This window comes from Mangrovibacillus sp. Mu-81 (assembly GCF_036867415.1).
GTDB lineage: Bacteria > Bacillota > Bacilli > Bacillales > Bacillaceae_B > Rossellomorea.
In genome coordinates this window covers 264206-280926 of the sequence record NZ_JBAJHU010000004.1, presented here as the reverse complement: position 1 = coordinate 280926, position 16721 = coordinate 264206, and the positions used below count along the sequence as shown (strand labels likewise).

Sequence of the window (16721 nt, the reverse complement as noted above, 5' to 3'; positions counted from 1 at the left end):
ACCATTTCAACAGTGTGTGTTGAGATGGTTTTTTTGATGCTGATAAATAGTGAAATGAAAATTTAATAGGAAGCTCCAAAATGCTGGAGCTTCCTCTCGTGATGATTAAATTGGATTAACTGCCAGGCTTCTGACGGAGATGCTGGCGGATCGGGTAGAGCGCTTTTTCAAGCGTGTGCCTATTCTTTTCGGTGATTTCACCCTTACGCGGTATGGCTGGATAAATGTCCGGTGCATCTGTCCATTCAGTGGGCAAAGGCACACCTGCCTTGCTTTTCCACCGTTCAGCCCACCCCGCCGGAAATGATGCGGCGGCATCCATGCGTCCTGTCATTTCAAGCCAAATGAAAGACCATGCTCTCGGAACGACTCTCCAAATATCATAGCCCCCGCCACCTACTGCAATCCATTTACCGTCACAATATTTCTCGGCCAGTTCATGGGCGATCCTGGGGATTTCCCTGTATATCTTCATCGTAGCCGAGAGATGAGTCAAGGGATCATAATAATGGGCATCTGCCCCGTTTTGAGTAAGAATGATGTCGGGTTTGAAGAATTCTACGACCTCCCTGAAGCTGGTTTCGTATGTTTCGAGCCAGGATTCATCTTCGGTGAAGGCATCCAGCGGGATGTTGAATGAAAATCCATATCCTTTCCCATGACCACGTTCATTAATGTTCCCTGTACCGGGGAATAAATATCTGCCGGTCTCGTGAATGGACAGCGTGCAGACATCCGGATCGTCATAAAAGGACCATTGCACACCGTCCCCGTGATGAGCATCCGTATCTACATATAAAACTCTCGCATGATATTTCTCCTGTAAATACCGGATAGCCACTGCACTGTCGTTGTAAATACAGAAACCGGATGCCTTTCCTTTAAAGCCGTGATGAAGTCCGCCGCCGAGGTGAAGGGCGTGCCTTGTTTTTCCCGTCATCACATAATCAGCGGCCGTAAGTGTCCCTCCGACTAAAAAGGCGCTTGCTTCGTGCATTCCGTCAAATATCGGCGTATCTTCTGTACCGATTCCGTATCCTTCCGCCTGTTCAGGAGGAAGCTGGCCAGCGCTTGCTCTCTTAACTGCGTTAACATAATTGGGATCGTGGTTCAAAAATAACTCTTCATCCGTGGCCATTCGTGGAGCTATGATCTCGTCCGGGTGGAGAGCCTGGATGTCTTTCAATAAATCGATTGTCAGTGTCAACCGGGTCTGGTTGAATGGGTGCTGATCATTGAAGCGGTAGCCGAGAAGTTCGTCTGAATAGATAAATAGAGCATCTTTCTTCATGAAGACATTCCCGGCATGTTTGGCCATAACACGTCATATCCTTCTTTCTTCAGATCTTCTATCACATTCATGGGATTCATCGTCCGAACCCTGAACACAAGGATTTTGTAGGCATCATCATTTTTATCAGGATACACAAGGACACTTAATATATTGCTGTTATGACGGCGGATGATCCCGGCAACGTCATATAAAATACCGGCGCGGTGGGGAACCTTCACCTCGATTTGTGAACCGGGCTGATTGGCTCCGGTCAGCTGGATCAATGTGTACAGTAGATCGGTTTCCGTAATGATCCCGATCAACTTGTTTTCCCTTACAATCGGAAGGCAGCTGATCTGGTGCTCAAAAAAAAGAGCGGCGACTTCTTCAACGAAATCGAGGGGATGCCCAGTGATGACATCGGTTTTCATTATGTATTTAAGAGGGTTCTTCAGCTCTGCTGCTGAAGAATCATCGTGAAAGATCGAAGGTGTACCGTCTTTAACATCGCGGTCGCTTACAATCCCGATGACTTCTGATTTTTCATTCGTGATGGGGATGTGCTTTATTTTCTTTTCTCTCATTAAGTGAATGGCAGATTCAATCGTGTCATCAGGTCTTAAGGCTGACACTTCCGTCTTCATAATTTCTTCGACTATCATATTTTCAACCCCTTTTATAAAACGATTAATACATAAACCGGTTCATGAAACGCAGTTGATCAAATTGCTGGATGGATTCGGAATCGACCCGCCTCCCGATTCTGGCCATCAGGCAATTGGCTGGATGGGAGCTGATTTCAGGGTCGTCTGTCGCATAATATTCCAGACCTCCGGCATTCATCATCTTCTCCATGATTTTGCGGTACTCCCAAACATTAAGCCCCGTTCCTTTCAGGTCCCAATGCCAGTAATATTCCGTTGTAATAACGATATAATCATCCATATGGTCATCCATCATTGATACTTTCAGCAGGTGCTTTCCGACAGATGCACCCCGGAACTTCGGGATGACTTCGATCGCACCGAGCTCAATGAGATTCTCCATCTTCCCTTGAGACCACCTCTCAAGCGGATCAGGATATAGATATGTAACATAGCCTACAATGGTATGATGATCCCTTGCGATAATGATTCTTCCTTCAGGCAATCCGGCAATCTCCACAAGGGCTTTGTGCTGCTGAGCAGGAGGCCTGAAAGCAACCAGATCTTCATGAAAATCCAGGCGTGCTAGCTCCTCTGCATGAATGGGACCTTCAATGATCAAATTTCCTTTTGTTGTTTTTAACTCCGTTGCATTATAGGTTTTCTTCACTTTCATCTGGACACCACCTAAAGATATTCCTCGCAACCTATTATACATGAAATAGAAAAAAGTAGAGCGCTTTCACAAAATTTTCAGACGTATAAAATAAATTTTTGTGATTGAATATTATTTTGAAATACCTATAAATCAATAGTTTAAAGCGGATGAGCTCCTTGAAGATTGAAGATAATTGATACGGCAGATTTTTTAAAAAATTGAGAAAATATAATTTATATACTATAATAAGGATGTAAATTCTTACATAAGGGGGATTCGGTATATGAAAGTGGAAGCGTTACCAGTCACGAAGGGAAACTATAATCTGGAAAGCTATGAAACTGCTTATGAGTCTTTTGATTGGAAAGAAGTTGAAAAAGAATTTTCATGGCATGAAACAGGACGGGTCAACTTAGCATATGAAGCGATTGACCGCCACGCGGAATCATTCAGGAAAAATAAAGTTGCCCTTTATTATCGGGATCCTGAACGGAATGAGAAATACACGTTCACAGATATGAAGAAATTATCGAATAAAGCTGGAAACGTGCTGAAACAATATGGTGATGTAGAAAAAGGGGACCGCGTGTTCATCTTTATGCCAAGATCACCGGAACTGTATTTCTCCGTACTGGGAGCGGTCAAGCTGGGAGCGATTGTCGGACCATTATTCGAAGCGTTCATGGAAGGGGCTGTACGTGACCGTTTGGAGGACAGTGAAGCGAAAGTTCTGATTACGACGCCTGAACTATTGGACCGCGTTCCTGTAAGCGAGCTTCCTAATTTAAAGCATGTGTTCCTGATCGGTGAAGAAATTACGGAAGACGATGTACACATTGATTTCAATGCGAAATTCGAGCAGGCAAGCGATAAGCTCGAAATCGAATGGGTGGACCGCAATGATGGGTTGATCCTACATTACACTTCCGGCTCAACAGGAAAGCCTAAAGGAGTCCTGCATGTTCATAATTCGATGCTTCAGCACTATCAAACATCAAAATGGGTGCTGGATCTGCAGGAGGAAGACGTGTACTGGTGTACAGCTGACCCGGGCTGGGTAACGGGAACATCATACGGAATCTTCGGCCCATGGCTGACAGGAACTTCAAATGTCATTGTCGGAGGGCGCTTCAAACCTGAGAACTGGTACAAAATGATAGAAGATTACGGTGTGACCGTCTGGTACAGTGCCCCAACCGCATTCAGAATGCTGATGGGTGCTGGCGACGAGGTCGTGAAACAGTTCGATCTAAGTTCACTCCGCCATGTCCTGAGTGTGGGAGAACCGCTTAATCCTGAAGTGGTGCGCTGGGGCATGAAGGTCTTCAATCAGCGCATCCATGATACGTGGTGGATGACGGAAACGGGTGGACAGTTAATCTGTAACTATCCTTGCCTCGAAATCAAGCCGGGCTCAATGGGGAAACCGTTCCCGGGAGTGAAGGCTGCAATCGTCGACGACCAGGGGAATGAACTGCCTCCAAACCGCATGGGGAACCTTGCCATCAAGAAAGGGTGGCCATCCATGATGAGTCAGATCTGGAACAACCCTCAGAAATATGAGTCCTACTTCATGCCTGGTGACTGGTATGTATCAGGTGATTCAGCATATATGGACGAAGAGGGGTACTTCTGGTTCCAGGGCCGTGTGGATGATGTCATCATGACATCGGGTGAACGTGTCGGCCCGTTCGAAGTTGAAAGCAAGCTTGTTGAGCATCCCGCTGTCGCAGAAGCGGGTGTCATCGGGAAACCCGATCCTGTGCGCGGTGAAATCATCAAGGCATTCATTGCGCTTCGTGACGGTTATGATGTCACAGATGAACTGAAAGAAGATATCCGCCAGTTTGTCAAAAAAGGTTTGGCTGCACACGCAGCTCCCCGTGAAATCGAGTTCCGCGAAAAACTTCCAAAGACCCGAAGCGGTAAAATCATGCGCCGTGTGTTAAAAGCATGGGAGCTGGATCTGCCTGCAGGTGATCTGAGTACGATGGAAGACTGATAGATATATACGAAACCCCTGCTCCTTGATTGGAGCGGGGGTTTTTATAAGATGAATGGCAGATAGTCATGAAGGAGTATGTTGAGATTTGAATATGGAAAGATTTTAGAAGTGGGATTTTATGTTATTTAGCTAAATTATCTGTGGTTTTGACAAGAATAATAGCCTTTTCGGAAAGATAAATGTTCATTCCTGCAAAAATAGTCCACATTTCGGCAAGAATAACACTCACTTCGGCAAGAATACGATCACTTTTCTGATGTGGGAGTATCCTTCTCTTCTGGTTTTTAGACTAATTATGTTCTCCAAGCTCAAAACGAAAAAACCGGGCAAACAATTATATTGTTTGCCCGGTTTTTACTTATTCAGGTGATGGATCTTGTTCTGGTTCGACAGGAGGCTCGGTGCCGCCATCATCACCGCCGTCTCCACCATCATCAGCCGGAGGAGGCTCCGGTTTATCAGGTTCAGGAGGTTTGGGATCTTTCGGTTTATCCCCGCTTGGAGGCTTCGGATCAGGTTTTGGCTTTTCAGGTTTTGGTTCTGCTTTACCTACCTGAACCGTGTTTGAGGGAGAGGATTCCTTACCGGCTACATCGACTGCCTTGACGAAGTATTCCCCGTTCCCTACTGAAACTGTATAGTTGTCACCAGATTTGACGCTGCCGACTTTATTTCCTGATTTGGAATATACACGATATCCGACGACATCCCCGCTTGGAGATGAAGTCCATGTAAGTTTATTTCCGTTTACAGAAGCTTTCACCGTACCGGGTGCTGCTCCATCATCAGAAATTTTATTTTCGGCGATGAGAACGTTCTTGAATCGCTCATCTTCCTGAGGGATCAATTTCGACGCATCCCCTGGTACCTTACCGAACACACTCTTTACAAAATCGGGATTCAGGATGACGCCCGGCTGTGAAAATTCGTCAGGTGTATTGGGAAGTGCGAGATATTTCTTCCCGTTGACCATTACATAACGGCTCATCAGCAAGCTGTCATCTGTCTTGGTCGGTACATATTTGGCATTGAACAAATCGCTCTTGACCAGTCCGGCTTTCGTACATGCTTCAGATGGAAGCAGTCCGGAAATGGAACAGAACGAACGGCGCACGATTCCGCCAGGCTCTTTAAAGGAGCCTTCAGGATCGATCAGGCCAGGTGCAAGATCTCTTGTATCATTCAACAGGAATGCCCACAGGCGGATATTTCTTAATCCGTAATGACCATACTGTGCGCGTGAAGATACGGTATTTAAATCAGATGGTGTATCATAACCAAACCAGGTACCAAAGGTGATGCTTGGGTTGGAAGCAACAAACCAGTGATCTTTATAATCTTGGGAAGTACCTGATTTCCCTGCCCAATCTGAAGAGAAGTTAAGGAACCTCTTCGCATAGCGTCCCGTTCCGGCAAAGTGGTCGAGTGTATCCCTCATCATATCGATCGTCAGGTATGATGTTTGTGGACTGTAAACATCCACTGCTTCAGATTTATGTTCAAATACGACATTTCCATCTTTATCAGTGATTTTTTGAATCATATAGGCATCTACGAACTTTCCTCCGTTGGCAAAGGTAGCATACGCATTCACATTTTCTTCGACGGTTACACCTTGTGTGGTGGCTCCGAGCGCGAGGGATAAGTTATTATCCACCCTGCCCAATTTAGCAAAATCCATTTTCATGAGGAATTCATTAAATGGGTTGCGGTCATAGATGTTTGCATATGTTCTCACCGCCGGGAGGTTGAGGGACTCGGCAAGTGCAAGTCTTGCCGGGAACAATCCACGCTCCCTTAATGAATAGTTCTCCGGCGTCCAACCGTTAATATTCACTCCTACATCAGGAATTGGCGATCCAGGTGAAATATAGCCGTACTCCAATGCAGGGGCGTAGGCGAGCAGAGGTTTCATCGTCGAACCGTTCGAACGGTAGGAAGATGTTGCGTGATTCAGCTGTTCGGTTTCAAAATTACGTCCGCCGATGAAGCTTATGATTCTTCCAGTCTTATTTTCTATCATAATGGCGCCCACCTGCACCGGTTCCTCGACTTGAACCTCTTCACCCGTTTCGGGATCGGTACTCGTCACCGTTTTACTTGGACCGTACATGGTATACGCATTTTTTGTTTTTTGCATTTGATCATAGATTTTCTTATCAATGGTGGAGTGGATTTCATATCCGCTTTGACGGACATTCCTGTCAGCCAAAGTATGATATTTCTCTTCCAATTCATCGTTATTTTCAAGATCCTGCGTTGAATAACCGTCTTTCTCAGCAAGCACTTCTGTCATGATATCAATTGCTCTGCTTTCAAGTTCAGCAGTCAGCCAAGGGTATCTTTCATTAGGTGAAGCTTTCGGTTCGACGAAGTCCTTTGTCAGATCATAGGCAACAGCGTCTTCATACTCTTTGTCTGTAATATAGCCTTCCCTGTGCATCCGGTAAAGAACTGTGTTTTTTCGGGATATTCCCGGTTCAAGATTCTCTTTGATTTCACCGTTGTTCATAAATGGTGTGTAGCTGAATGGAGCCTGCGGTAATCCTGCGATGAAAGCTGACTGCGGAAGGGAAAGATCTTTCGCATCAACCCCAAAGATTCCTTTGGCAGCGGACTGCACACCCGCAATATTCTGTCCGGAAGAATTTCTTCCCAAAGTGGCGACATTCAAATAGGCTTCGAGGATTTCATCTTTTTCAAAGAATCTTTCAAGCCTTAACGCCAGAAGGATCTCCTTTGCTTTTCTCTCGAAGGACACTTCGTTCGTCAGAATCTGATTTTTGATCAGCTGCTGTGTGAGAGTACTTCCTCCGGATTGGGTAGAAGAATTGGTGAATTCCTGCAGTACCGCACGCATGATGGCTTTGGGCACTACCCCATTATGCTCTTTGAAATATTCATCTTCAGTGGCGATGACAGCATTTCTTAAATGCTTCGATACATTATCCAATTTCACTTCTTCACGTTCAAGGTCCGTTCTTAATTTTCCAAGATAGACATCATCAGCGAAATAGAGCTGGGAGGTTTCCTCATAGTTATATATGTCTTTCTTCATTTGGTCATATGGACGGATCGGTTCTTCTTTGACAAGTGAAGCGAAGTAGCCTGCACCGACACCCCCGGCGAATGCGGTTCCCAGGACGAGGACGATCACGGTGACAAGTGCCAGGTTCCAAAATACTCCGTATGTAATTCTTGTACGTTTTTGAACTCTCGTATTTGTAAAGAACCTTATGACAGGATCTAATTTTTCAAGTAATTTGTTCCATGTTTCTCTCATATTTTCATTCCCCCTAGAACATTCCTATTATAGCATATCCGAAAGAACACTGTCGTAAAAAGTCAAATAAAAAGGGTATTTTGACATAAAAAATTCTTGACTTTGTTGACTAATATAGTGCAATATGGTAAAAACCTAATATAGTAAGTATTGATCTATTCAATTCAATTACCATATAGACCCTACCGCAATGAGAGGATAAAGTAGTGTGCATTCCCTGTTAGCCAGAGAGTCAGTGGCCGCTGTAAACTGACACAAAATGCAGATGAATTACGTCCTGGAGCTTTTGCTGTGAACGTTCAGTAGCAGCAAACGGTTAAAGCCGTTATCTATTTTGAGTGAAGGATATCTTTATCCTTAATCTGGGTGGTACCGCGCGAACAGCGTCCCTGCATATATGCAGGGATTTTTTTGTTTTTACGGGGGTTGTCAGGTTTGTTGAAGAGAAGAAGGAGGAAAATTGTTATGGAATTATTGAAGGATTTGGAATGGCGTGGAATCACGTACCAGCAGACAGACGCTGAAGGGTTAAAGAACCTTTTAGATAAAGAAAGCATATCGATTTACTGCGGGATCGATCCGACTGCGGACAGTATGCATATCGGCCACCTGCTGCCGTTTTTAACGCTTCGACGTTTTCAAAATCAGGGGCACCGTCCGCTGGTTCTGGTCGGAGGGGCAACCGGATTGATCGGCGACCCAAGCGGCAAGAATGAAGAACGCAAATTGCAGACGATCGATGTGATCCGGCAAAATGCAGCAAGCATCAAAAATCAGCTGGAAAGCATCTTCGATTTCGAAGGTGAAAACGGAGCGGTAATGGTGAACAACTACGACTGGATCGGCTCGATGGATGTCGTGACATTCCTGAGAGACTTCGGAAAGCATGTCGGTGTCAACTACATGCTGGCAAAAGATACGATTTCATCCCGCCTGGAATCCGGGATCTCATTCACTGAGTTCACCTACACAATCCTTCAGGCGCTTGATTTCAATCACTTATACGATCACTACAATTGTAAGCTTCAAATCGGCGGAAGCGATCAATGGGGAAATATTACGACCGGTCTTGAATTGATCCGCAGAACGCATGAAGAAGAAACAAAAGCATTCGGCTTTACGATTCCGCTTGTAACGAAAGCGGATGGTACGAAATTCGGTAAAACTGAAAGCGGCGCGATCTGGCTGGATCCAGAAAAGACGTCTCCATACGAGTTCTACCAGTTCTGGATCAATACAGCGGATGCGGATGTGGTGAAATACCTGAAATACTTTACATTCCTGTCTCATGAAGAAATCGAAGGGCTGGCTGTCTCGGTTGAAACAGAGCCGCATCTCCGCAAAGCTCAGAAGGCTCTCGCAGAAGAAATGACGAAAATGATCCACGGTGAAGAAGCGTTAGAGCAGGCAATCCGAATTACCGGTGCGCTGTTCAGCGGAGACATCAAGTCACTATCTGCTTCTGAGATCCTGGAAGGTTTCAAGGATGTTCCGTCATTTGAACAGCCGAAAGGAGACGCGATCGGTCTTGTCGATTTGATCGTGAATGCGAAAATTTCACCATCGAAACGCCAGGCGCGTGAAGACGTAGGAAACGGCGCCATCTACATCAACGGAGAACGTGTGACAGATCTTCAGCATGTGATCGATGAAAAGGACATGATCGAAGGGCAATTCACAATCATCCGCCGCGGAAAGAAGAAGTATTTTAAGATACAGTACATGTAAACATGTAAGATTTTGGATTGCAAAAACAGCGTGGGAACCGCCTTATTTAAGAGCGGGTGCCATGCTGTTTTTTAGTTTGGTTCCGTTGGGGTAAAGAGAGGAAGTTGAAAATAAATTGGTTAGAGTTGAAAATAAAAGGTGGAAAGTTGAAAATAACTTAGAAGAAGTTGAAAATAAAGGTGTAAAAGTTGAAAATAAACCGGTGAATTTGAAAGAATAATGGATAATATCATAAGCAATGTTGGTATAAAATGACCCTGTAAGTGAAAATCGTCCCACGATTCATTCAGAAACACGAAAAAGGAGGCAGATGTACGGATTAGGTTAATAAATGGATGCGCAGCGATGTCGTTCGCACCTTGATACAGGCGAAATTCATTTCCAATTGCAAGAATATAAATATATTAATATTAATTGCGCTGGATTTCAGATTATTAAGCCGCTTTTTGATTAATTGCGCCGGATTTCGAATAATTAAGCCGCTTTTGAAATAATTGCGCCACTTGTCGAATTTTCTTCAATCCCGGCAGCGCGAGCACGAGTACGAGCCGGCACCCGCCTCCCGTCACCCCTCAATTTACACAGCACCATTTCTGAAACAAACAAAAAAACCCCGTCCAATCAGACGGGATTTCATTTTCACAAAGATTAACGAGAGTAGAACTCAACGATAAGAGCTTCGTTAATTTCAGCCGGTAATTCAGAACGCTCAGGAACGCGTGTGAAAGTACCTTCTAGTTTGTCAGCATCGAAAGTTACGAACTCAGGAACAAAGCTGTTCACTTCAAGAGCTTCTTTGATGATGTCAAGGTTGCGTGATTTTTCACGAACCGAGATTGTTTGTCCAGGCAGTACGCGGAAAGATGGGATATCTACGCGAGATCCATTAACCGTTACGTGACCGTGGTTAACAAGCTGACGAGCTTGACGGCGAGTACGTGCAAGACCTAAACGATAAACAACGTTATCAAGACGGCACTCAAGTAAAGCCATGAAGTTTTCACCGTGTTTACCTTGTAATTTGCCAGCTTGGTCAAATAGGTTACGGAATTGACGTTCAGTTACTCCGTACATGTGACGAAGTTTTTGCTTTTCTTGAAGTTGTAAACCGTATTCAGAGATTTTCTTGCGTTGGTTAGGACCATGAGGACCTGGAGCGTAAGGACGCTTTTCTAATTCTTTACCCGTACCGCTTAGAGAGATTCCAAGACGACGAGATAATTTCCAACTTGGACCAGTATAACGAGCCATGAGAGACTCCTCCTTTATTGTTTTTATTTTGTTGTAAAATAAAAACACCTGTGAATAACAATTATGTGTATTTTGTTTTCATGTACCTTCGCCCTAGCAGCAGAGGGTTACAAGATACACCTCAAGTGTAGAGGAACAAAATACGAGCATAAAGGATTTCACTGAAGCTGCATTATTTTACACAAAGAATATTATATGATGCATAAGACCAGAAGTCAAGGAAGTATTTGAGATTCGTATAGAATGAAGGAGTAAGAAATGGATCAGTTATTTAAAACTTACACATTCTTTCATCCGTCTAATTAAGGGACGCTTCCGGGCACCTTTACAACACCAGGATTTTGATTCCAGAATAAGCGCAGGATCGGTGTCAGCAGGATTCTGCATGACGGGGACCCTCAATCTGCGCCAGGTGGATGCGCACCTAAATAATTCCAAATATTTTCGTTCATGCCTTTCTTCCTGTGCTATAATAAAGAGTGGCAAATAACTTATTCAGGTGAAGGCTTTTGGAAGAAACAAAGCGTGAAAAATACATACGATTTTTATTGATTTCTTTATGTCTGCTGATTGTGATCATCGGTTTTTATTACTCTGGACTCCCACAAGAAGCAGATCGAAAGCGGGATCCGCATGTTTCGGCGCAAGTACTAAGGAAAGAGGACGCCGGACAGGACGCCGTTATAGCTGTCTCCAGAATGACCGGTGATCAGCCTGTTCTTGTCATTTACGAAATAAATAAAGACGACAACTACCATTTCAACGTGCTGCATCAAGTGGAACTGAAAGAATTTATCGAAGAAATGAAGGTTGGGAGTGACGGCTCGGGACTCTGGGCAAGGGTGAAAAAAGATCAATGGTTCCTGTTTTCAAACAGATTGAAAATGCTGAATCAAACAGAGCATCCTGAAAGCGCCCATACCACGCGTCAAGTCTTTCACTACGAGGAAAGCACCAGCAAGGCAAGCTTTGAGAAGAAATCCCGTAAGATTGAACTTCAGCTCCATAAAAAAACAAAGCCAATGGAAATACATCCGCTGTCCGCTGTTGATACCTTATGGCTCGTTGTATATGAGGACGAATTGGTCCTGGCAAAATCGCGTTAATCCAGATTCACAAACCTTTCAGGGTACGGGTGAGAAAATGAGCATTCTAACAGATCGTTTATACGCTTATAAATCTAAATTATTTGATTTGATACATGAAGACACATCCCTCGGGCTGCAGCAGTCAAAGCCCCTGGATAATTGGGTGGAGCTGGTAAAAGAAAGCTTGGATATTGAAAAAGCTTTCTTATATAAAAGCAGATGTGATGAATACCGCCTGCTCCAACGTTCTGGTGAGCTTGAGGCCCCGGCGGCATTAAGCAAAGTGAGCATAGATGATTGTTTCAAAAATGAGCATTACTTTTTCAAAGGGTGCCGGGAAAATTTCTTCCATTCCGGTTTGCGTTTTCAAAAGGATGCAGAAGAGACGTATGTCATTTTGTTTAAACGCCAGGAAGTATTCGTAACCGCTGATACGGAGTGGGTTTCATCCTTTTGGAAAGCGAGCGATCAGTTTCTTCAGCATTCATGGAGGATTCAAAGGGTATTTGAGGAAGAGAGCCGTTACCGGGAATTGTTCAAGGTCACCGAAGTTTTTCATTCAAACAGGGACGTTCAAACATTGTTGGTGCAAATCATCGAGACGCTAAGGGAGGCTTTTCCCCTGGATGCATTCCGGATCCTTCTTGCCAATGACCGGTATGATTTCGGTACTCTCCCAATAAAATCATTTGATTTTGAAAAGGCCAATTCCTATGCGATGCAGGCGTTTGTAAACGGAAACATCGAATTGGATGAAGAATCGATGCTTTATGCGCCGTTAAGAGGGAAGCAGGGGATTTACGGCGTATTGGAAGTTTGTACAGCTTCACACATGCTTTTTACAGAGCAAAAAATCGAGTTTATCAAACTGCTCGCATATACGGCTGGAAGTGCGTTGGAAAATGCCAAGTTGTATGAGCAGTCGAAAAGGCTGATCAGTGATCTGCAGCTGATTAATGAAACTTCTCATCAGCTCAATTTGAAGTTCCGCTTATCCGATACGTTACTGTTTCTAAAGAAGCAGATTCAGCGGTCATTTCATCCAAGTGCAATCGGGTTTGTGTTAAATGAAGAAAAGGAATCCGTCATCCTCGAACAGAGCTCTTCTATATTTTTTACAAAAGAGGGTCTTAAATACATATCCTATGTAAAGCAGAGGCTCAATAAGGAGCGGGATTCGATTTTCTTAGGCGACGTCAGTGATCGTTTGGATCAACCGGAATACTTATCGCTCATGGCTGTCCCGATGATACAGAATGAAGTGCTGATCGGTTTCTGCGTCGTCCTGCACACGGAGCCCTATATGTTTTCATTTGATATGTATAAGCTCTTGCAGTCGTTTATCCATCATTCTGCGCTTGCCATTACGAATGCGACATTAAGGGAAGAGCTTGAGCATTTGGTCATCACCGATCATATGACCAAATTGTTCGCCCGGCATTATCTTGATGAGAAAATGGAGTCTGCGATGAAGGACGACCGCCTCGGCACACTGCTTCTGATCGACATTGATGACTTCAAATCGGTAAATGATAATTATGGACATCAAATCGGGGATGAAGTCCTGATACAAGTTGCATGTCTGCTAAAAGACCGCATTGGTGAGAGTGGATTTGCTGCGCGCTGGGGCGGGGAAGAGATGGCTGTATATCTTCCCGGCTTCGAACGAAAAGAAGGCCTTGTCATTGCCGAATCCATTGTGACTCTGATTTCATGTGAAACCGAACCGCGGGTCACGCTCTCATGCGGACTTTCGACTTGGGAAGAACGGGATGAGAGAAGTCCCAAATCAGTGAAGGAATTAGTCAAGAAAGCGGACGAGGCACTTTATATCGCTAAAAATCATGGCAAGAACCAGGTTGTCGAAGACATGGATGCACGACTCTTGATAAAATAACAGCCTGTATTCCGGCTGCTCATTGAGGGGTCGTTTTTTTCTGCAGACAGTGAGGGAAATATGCCGGAATTTGCCGTTTCTTTGTATGTACTATCCTTTAACACTTTAATGTAAACGCTTTCTTTTTTGTGTTAATTACATTATTCTAGAATAGAAGAATAACAGATTTTAGAGTGAACATATTGGGAGGAATACTGGATGAAGGATGAGAAACAGTTCGAGACACGCGTGATACATGAGGGGTATAAGTCTTCTCAGCATTTTGATAGTTTAGCACCCCCTTTATATCAAACTTCAACCTACACTTTTGCCAATGCGAGGCAGGGAGAAAAACGCTTTGCAGGGGAAGAAGAAGGATATATTTATTCGCGGCTGGGCAATCCGACCGTCGGCATTCTGGAAGAGAGGATGGCCTCACTTGAAGGCGGGGAAGCAGCGCTTGCTTTCGGTTCCGGGATGGCAGCCGTTTCAGCGGTACTCTTTTCGCTGACTAAATCAGGGGACCATATTCTTTGTTCTCAGGGGGTGTACGGTTGTACTTTCGGCCTCCTTGAATTAATGAGCGGGAAATTTGCGATCGGGCATGATTTCTCTGCCATGGACACAGAAGAAGAGATCCGCTCGATGATCAAAGAAAATACAACCTGTATTTATGTTGAAACGCCGATCAATCCTACGATGCAATTGATAGATTTGCAGATTGTTGCGAGGGTAGCCCGAGAAAAGGGGATTCCTGTCGTTGTGGATAATACGTTCTGTTCTCCATATTTGCAGAGACCGCTTGAACTGGGCTGTGATATTGTCATTCATAGTGCGACGAAGTACATTGGCGGCCACGGGGATGTCATTGCAGGCATAGTGGTCGGTTCACAGGAGAAAATGTCTGAAATCAGGATGACCACGCAAAAGGATATCGGAGGAATTATTTCTCCATTTGATGCATGGTTATTATTAAGAGGATTGAAAACACTGGCTGTGCGCCTGGATCGACATTGTGAAAGTGCAGACAAGATTGCGGGACTGCTCGCTACCCATCCGGCGGTGGAACAGGTGATTTACCCGGGCCGGCCGGATCACCCTCAGCATTCAATCATGAAGAAACAAATGAAAAAGCCAGGCGGCATGATTTCTTTTACCATTAAAGGGTCGAAGGAAGATGCTCAAAGGTTCATGGATGATCTGCACATGATCAAGATTGCGGTCAGCCTTGGTGATGCGGAGACATTAATTCAGCATCCCGCAACAATGACACATGCAGTCGTTCCGGAAGAATCGCGAGGGAAAATGGGGATCACCGATACACTCCTGAGGCTTTCCGTAGGTCTTGAATCATCAGAAGATATTTGGAACGATCTTGAACAGGCATTGAATAAAGTGAAGTTTCCAAGCGATGTCATGTGAAATATATGAAAAAAGCGTGGAGAACAGAGAGTTCTCCACGCTTTTTGTGTTTTTTGAACAAAGCCGATTATAGGTGTCTCATCAGTTCCTCTGTAAATGCCTCGAGGTACTTCTGATCCTCATCATCAAAGCGTGATTTTTCAGGGCTGTCGATATCCAGCACTCCCACCAGCTTCCCATCTTTCATGAGTGGAATGACGATTTCAGACTGGGATGCTGCATCACATGCGATATGTCCAGGAAAGCTGTGTACATCTTCTACTACAAGTGTTTTTTGTTCACTGGCGGAAGTACCGCACACTCCCCGTCCCAAAGGAATTCGTACACAAGCAGGGAGACCTTGGAATGGGCCCAATACGAGTTGATTGCTTTCTTCTTCATATAGATAGAACCCTACCCAGTTGATACGATCGAGAAATTGATTCAATAAAGCAGAGGCATTGCTTAAATTTGCGATTTTATTCGGCTCACCGTCCAGAAGTGCTTTTAGCTGCTTCGTGACAAGACCGTAATGATCTTTCTTCGTTCCCGTATATTTTTCTGCTTGAAACATCATCATTTCCCCCAATTCTACAAAATCAGTGTGAATTCCTTGTCATATCGCACATTGGATAGAAAAACTGTCGAGAAATACTTAAAGGAATTCACCAGGTAAAAGCGAAATCTTTGTGTAAACATACTTTGAAAAAGCTATTAGACCATTTTTAGCACATTTTCTGAAAAGCTTCAATAGATTCGATTCACTCCAACCGTTACCGGCAGTTACTATTTTGATGGGAATCATAAAAATAGAAAGAAAAGAGGGAGAATATGAAAAAGGGGCAATCCTCAACTTCGCCAAAGGACGCGATATTTCAAGCAGCTGTCTCACTGTTTTATGACCATGGATACGACGGTACCTCCGTCAGGGACATCGCTGGAAAAGCGAAAGTGAATCCGGCTACGATTTCGTATTATTTTAAAGGCAAACAGGGACTGTTGGAAGCGTGCTTTACCCAATTCTTCGAACAATACCTGCAGTTTCTTCAAGAAGAGGCGGATGCACTCAAATATATTCGGGCAGATTTATGCCTGAAGCGTGCAGTATTCAAAATACTGAAATTCCAAAGTGAACATCATCAATTATCCCGTTTCATCTGGAGGGAAGTGTCGATTGATTCACAAATCGTGCGTGAAATTATTTCTTCCTACCTCATGAAGGAAAGGTTTTACATGAAATGCCTGTTTGAACAGGGGATGATTGACCGTTCTTTTAAAAAGCAACCGATCAGCTTTCTTGTCATCCAATTGAAGTCGATGCTGACGATGCCGTTTCTAAACAGCCAGCACTTGAGGGAAGTATGGCAGATGTTTCCTCAGGAATATTATTTTGTCGATCAGTATTATCAGAACATCGACCAATGGATCAATCTGTTGATGGCAGCTGAAGGTTCCACGGATTTCAAAAAGGAACTCATTATCTGAATTCACAGAAAAGAGATTGCCCGCTTAGA

Annotated in this window: 12 protein-coding genes and 1 other annotated feature; of the genes, 6 read left to right on the top strand and 6 right to left on the bottom strand. The window is 44.2% G+C overall.

The genetic code is table 11. The features are described from left to right. Nucleotides 1-115 precede the first annotated feature (115 nt). Genes V6B33_RS11945 through V6B33_RS11935 form a run of 3 tightly spaced genes read right to left on the bottom strand, consistent with a single transcriptional unit; the run spans nucleotide 116 to nucleotide 2593 of the window. A complete protein-coding gene (locus V6B33_RS11945; RefSeq protein WP_334218009.1) occupies nucleotides 116-1291 on the bottom strand; it encodes an acetoin utilization protein AcuC in 1176 nt (391 codons plus the stop codon). Next, on the bottom strand, nucleotides 1288-1935 hold the full coding sequence (locus V6B33_RS11940; protein WP_334217971.1) for an acetoin utilization AcuB family protein: 648 nt from the start codon (nucleotides 1933-1935) through the stop codon (nucleotides 1288-1290). The genes V6B33_RS11945 and V6B33_RS11940 overlap by 4 nt, the downstream gene beginning before the upstream one ends. Before the next feature lie 25 nt (nucleotides 1936-1960). After that, the gene (locus V6B33_RS11935) at nucleotides 1961-2593 is read right to left on the bottom strand and encodes a GNAT family N-acetyltransferase (RefSeq protein WP_334217970.1); all 633 of its coding nucleotides are present in this window, start codon (nucleotides 2591-2593) and stop codon (nucleotides 1961-1963) included. Nucleotides 2594-2858: 265 nt separating this feature from the next. Here V6B33_RS11935 and acsA point away from each other — a divergent pair, with 265 nt between their 5' ends. After that, nucleotides 2859-4577, top strand: coding sequence for an acetate--CoA ligase (acsA, locus tag V6B33_RS11930; protein ID WP_334217969.1), 1719 nt, complete (start codon nucleotides 2859-2861; stop codon nucleotides 4575-4577). Between the two features lie 361 nt (nucleotides 4578-4938). On the opposite strand, the gene V6B33_RS11925 is transcribed toward acsA, so the two are convergent. After that, the gene (locus tag V6B33_RS11925) at nucleotides 4939-7863 is read right to left on the bottom strand and encodes a transglycosylase domain-containing protein (RefSeq protein ID WP_334217968.1); all 2925 of its coding nucleotides are present in this window, start codon (nucleotides 7861-7863) and stop codon (nucleotides 4939-4941) included. A gap of 181 nt (nucleotides 7864-8044) precedes the next feature. Then, nucleotides 8045-8257, top strand: a binding site (T-box leader). Nucleotides 8258-8328: 71 nt separating this feature from the next. On the opposite strand from V6B33_RS11925, the gene tyrS reads away from it, so the two are divergent. Continuing rightward, a complete protein-coding gene (gene tyrS, locus V6B33_RS11920; RefSeq protein ID WP_334217967.1) occupies nucleotides 8329-9591 on the top strand; it encodes a tyrosine--tRNA ligase in 1263 nt (420 codons plus the stop codon). A gap of 648 nt (nucleotides 9592-10239) precedes the next feature. On the opposite strand, the gene rpsD is transcribed toward tyrS, so the two are convergent. Next, nucleotides 10240-10842: a 30S ribosomal protein S4 gene (rpsD, locus tag V6B33_RS11915; protein WP_334217966.1), complete on the bottom strand. Its 603-nt coding sequence runs from the start codon at nucleotides 10840-10842 to the stop codon at nucleotides 10240-10242. 509 nt (nucleotides 10843-11351) lie between these two features. Here rpsD and V6B33_RS11910 point away from each other — a divergent pair. From V6B33_RS11910 to megL, 3 genes are all read left to right on the top strand, one after another. Further along, nucleotides 11352-11948, top strand: coding sequence for a hypothetical protein (locus V6B33_RS11910; RefSeq protein WP_334217965.1), 597 nt, complete (start codon nucleotides 11352-11354; stop codon nucleotides 11946-11948). Between the two features lie 37 nt (nucleotides 11949-11985). Further along, a complete protein-coding gene (locus V6B33_RS11905; RefSeq protein ID WP_334217964.1) occupies nucleotides 11986-13827 on the top strand; it encodes a sensor domain-containing diguanylate cyclase in 1842 nt (613 codons plus the stop codon). A gap of 198 nt (nucleotides 13828-14025) precedes the next feature. After that, entirely contained in the window at nucleotides 14026-15228 is a 1203-nt protein-coding gene (gene megL, locus V6B33_RS11900; RefSeq protein WP_334217963.1) for a methionine gamma-lyase, read from the top strand. A gap of 67 nt (nucleotides 15229-15295) precedes the next feature. Here megL and V6B33_RS11895 read toward each other — a convergent pair whose 3' ends face one another. After that, nucleotides 15296-15781 carry a GAF domain-containing protein gene (locus tag V6B33_RS11895; RefSeq protein WP_334218008.1) on the bottom strand — a complete coding sequence of 162 codons (486 nt, stop codon included), beginning with the start codon at nucleotides 15779-15781 and terminating at the stop codon, nucleotides 15296-15298. 257 nt (nucleotides 15782-16038) lie between these two features. Here V6B33_RS11895 and refZ point away from each other — a divergent pair, with 257 nt between their 5' ends. After that, nucleotides 16039-16692 (top strand): forespore capture DNA-binding protein RefZ, encoded by a 654-nt coding sequence (refZ, locus tag V6B33_RS11890; RefSeq protein WP_334217962.1) that lies wholly within the window; start codon nucleotides 16039-16041, stop codon nucleotides 16690-16692. Nucleotides 16693-16721 lie beyond the last annotated feature (29 nt).

Bases quoted from the DNA above. Each gene is read 5' to 3' on its own strand.
- V6B33_RS11895 (WP_334218008.1), bottom strand. From the start codon at position 15,781: ATGTTTCAAGCAGAAAAATATACGGGAACGAAGAAAGATCATTACGGT.
- rpsD (WP_334217966.1), bottom strand. From the start codon at position 10,842: ATGGCTCGTTATACTGGTCCAAGTTGGAAATTATCTCGTCGTCTTGGA.
- V6B33_RS11945 (WP_334218009.1), bottom strand. From the start codon at position 1,291: ATGAAGAAAGATGCTCTATTTATCTATTCAGACGAACTTCTCGGCTAC.
- V6B33_RS11925 (WP_334217968.1), bottom strand. From the start codon at position 7,863: ATGAGAGAAACATGGAACAAATTACTTGAAAAATTAGATCCTGTCATA.
- V6B33_RS11935 (WP_334217970.1), bottom strand. From the start codon at position 2,593: ATGAAAGTGAAGAAAACCTATAATGCAACGGAGTTAAAAACAACAAAA.
- V6B33_RS11940 (WP_334217971.1), bottom strand. From the start codon at position 1,935: ATGATAGTCGAAGAAATTATGAAGACGGAAGTGTCAGCCTTAAGACCT.
- V6B33_RS11905 (WP_334217964.1), top strand. From the start codon at position 11,986: ATGAGCATTCTAACAGATCGTTTATACGCTTATAAATCTAAATTATTT.
- megL (WP_334217963.1), top strand. From the start codon at position 14,026: ATGAAGGATGAGAAACAGTTCGAGACACGCGTGATACATGAGGGGTAT.
- refZ (WP_334217962.1), top strand. From the start codon at position 16,039: ATGAAAAAGGGGCAATCCTCAACTTCGCCAAAGGACGCGATATTTCAA.
- tyrS (WP_334217967.1), top strand. From the start codon at position 8,329: ATGGAATTATTGAAGGATTTGGAATGGCGTGGAATCACGTACCAGCAG.
- acsA (WP_334217969.1), top strand. From the start codon at position 2,859: ATGAAAGTGGAAGCGTTACCAGTCACGAAGGGAAACTATAATCTGGAA.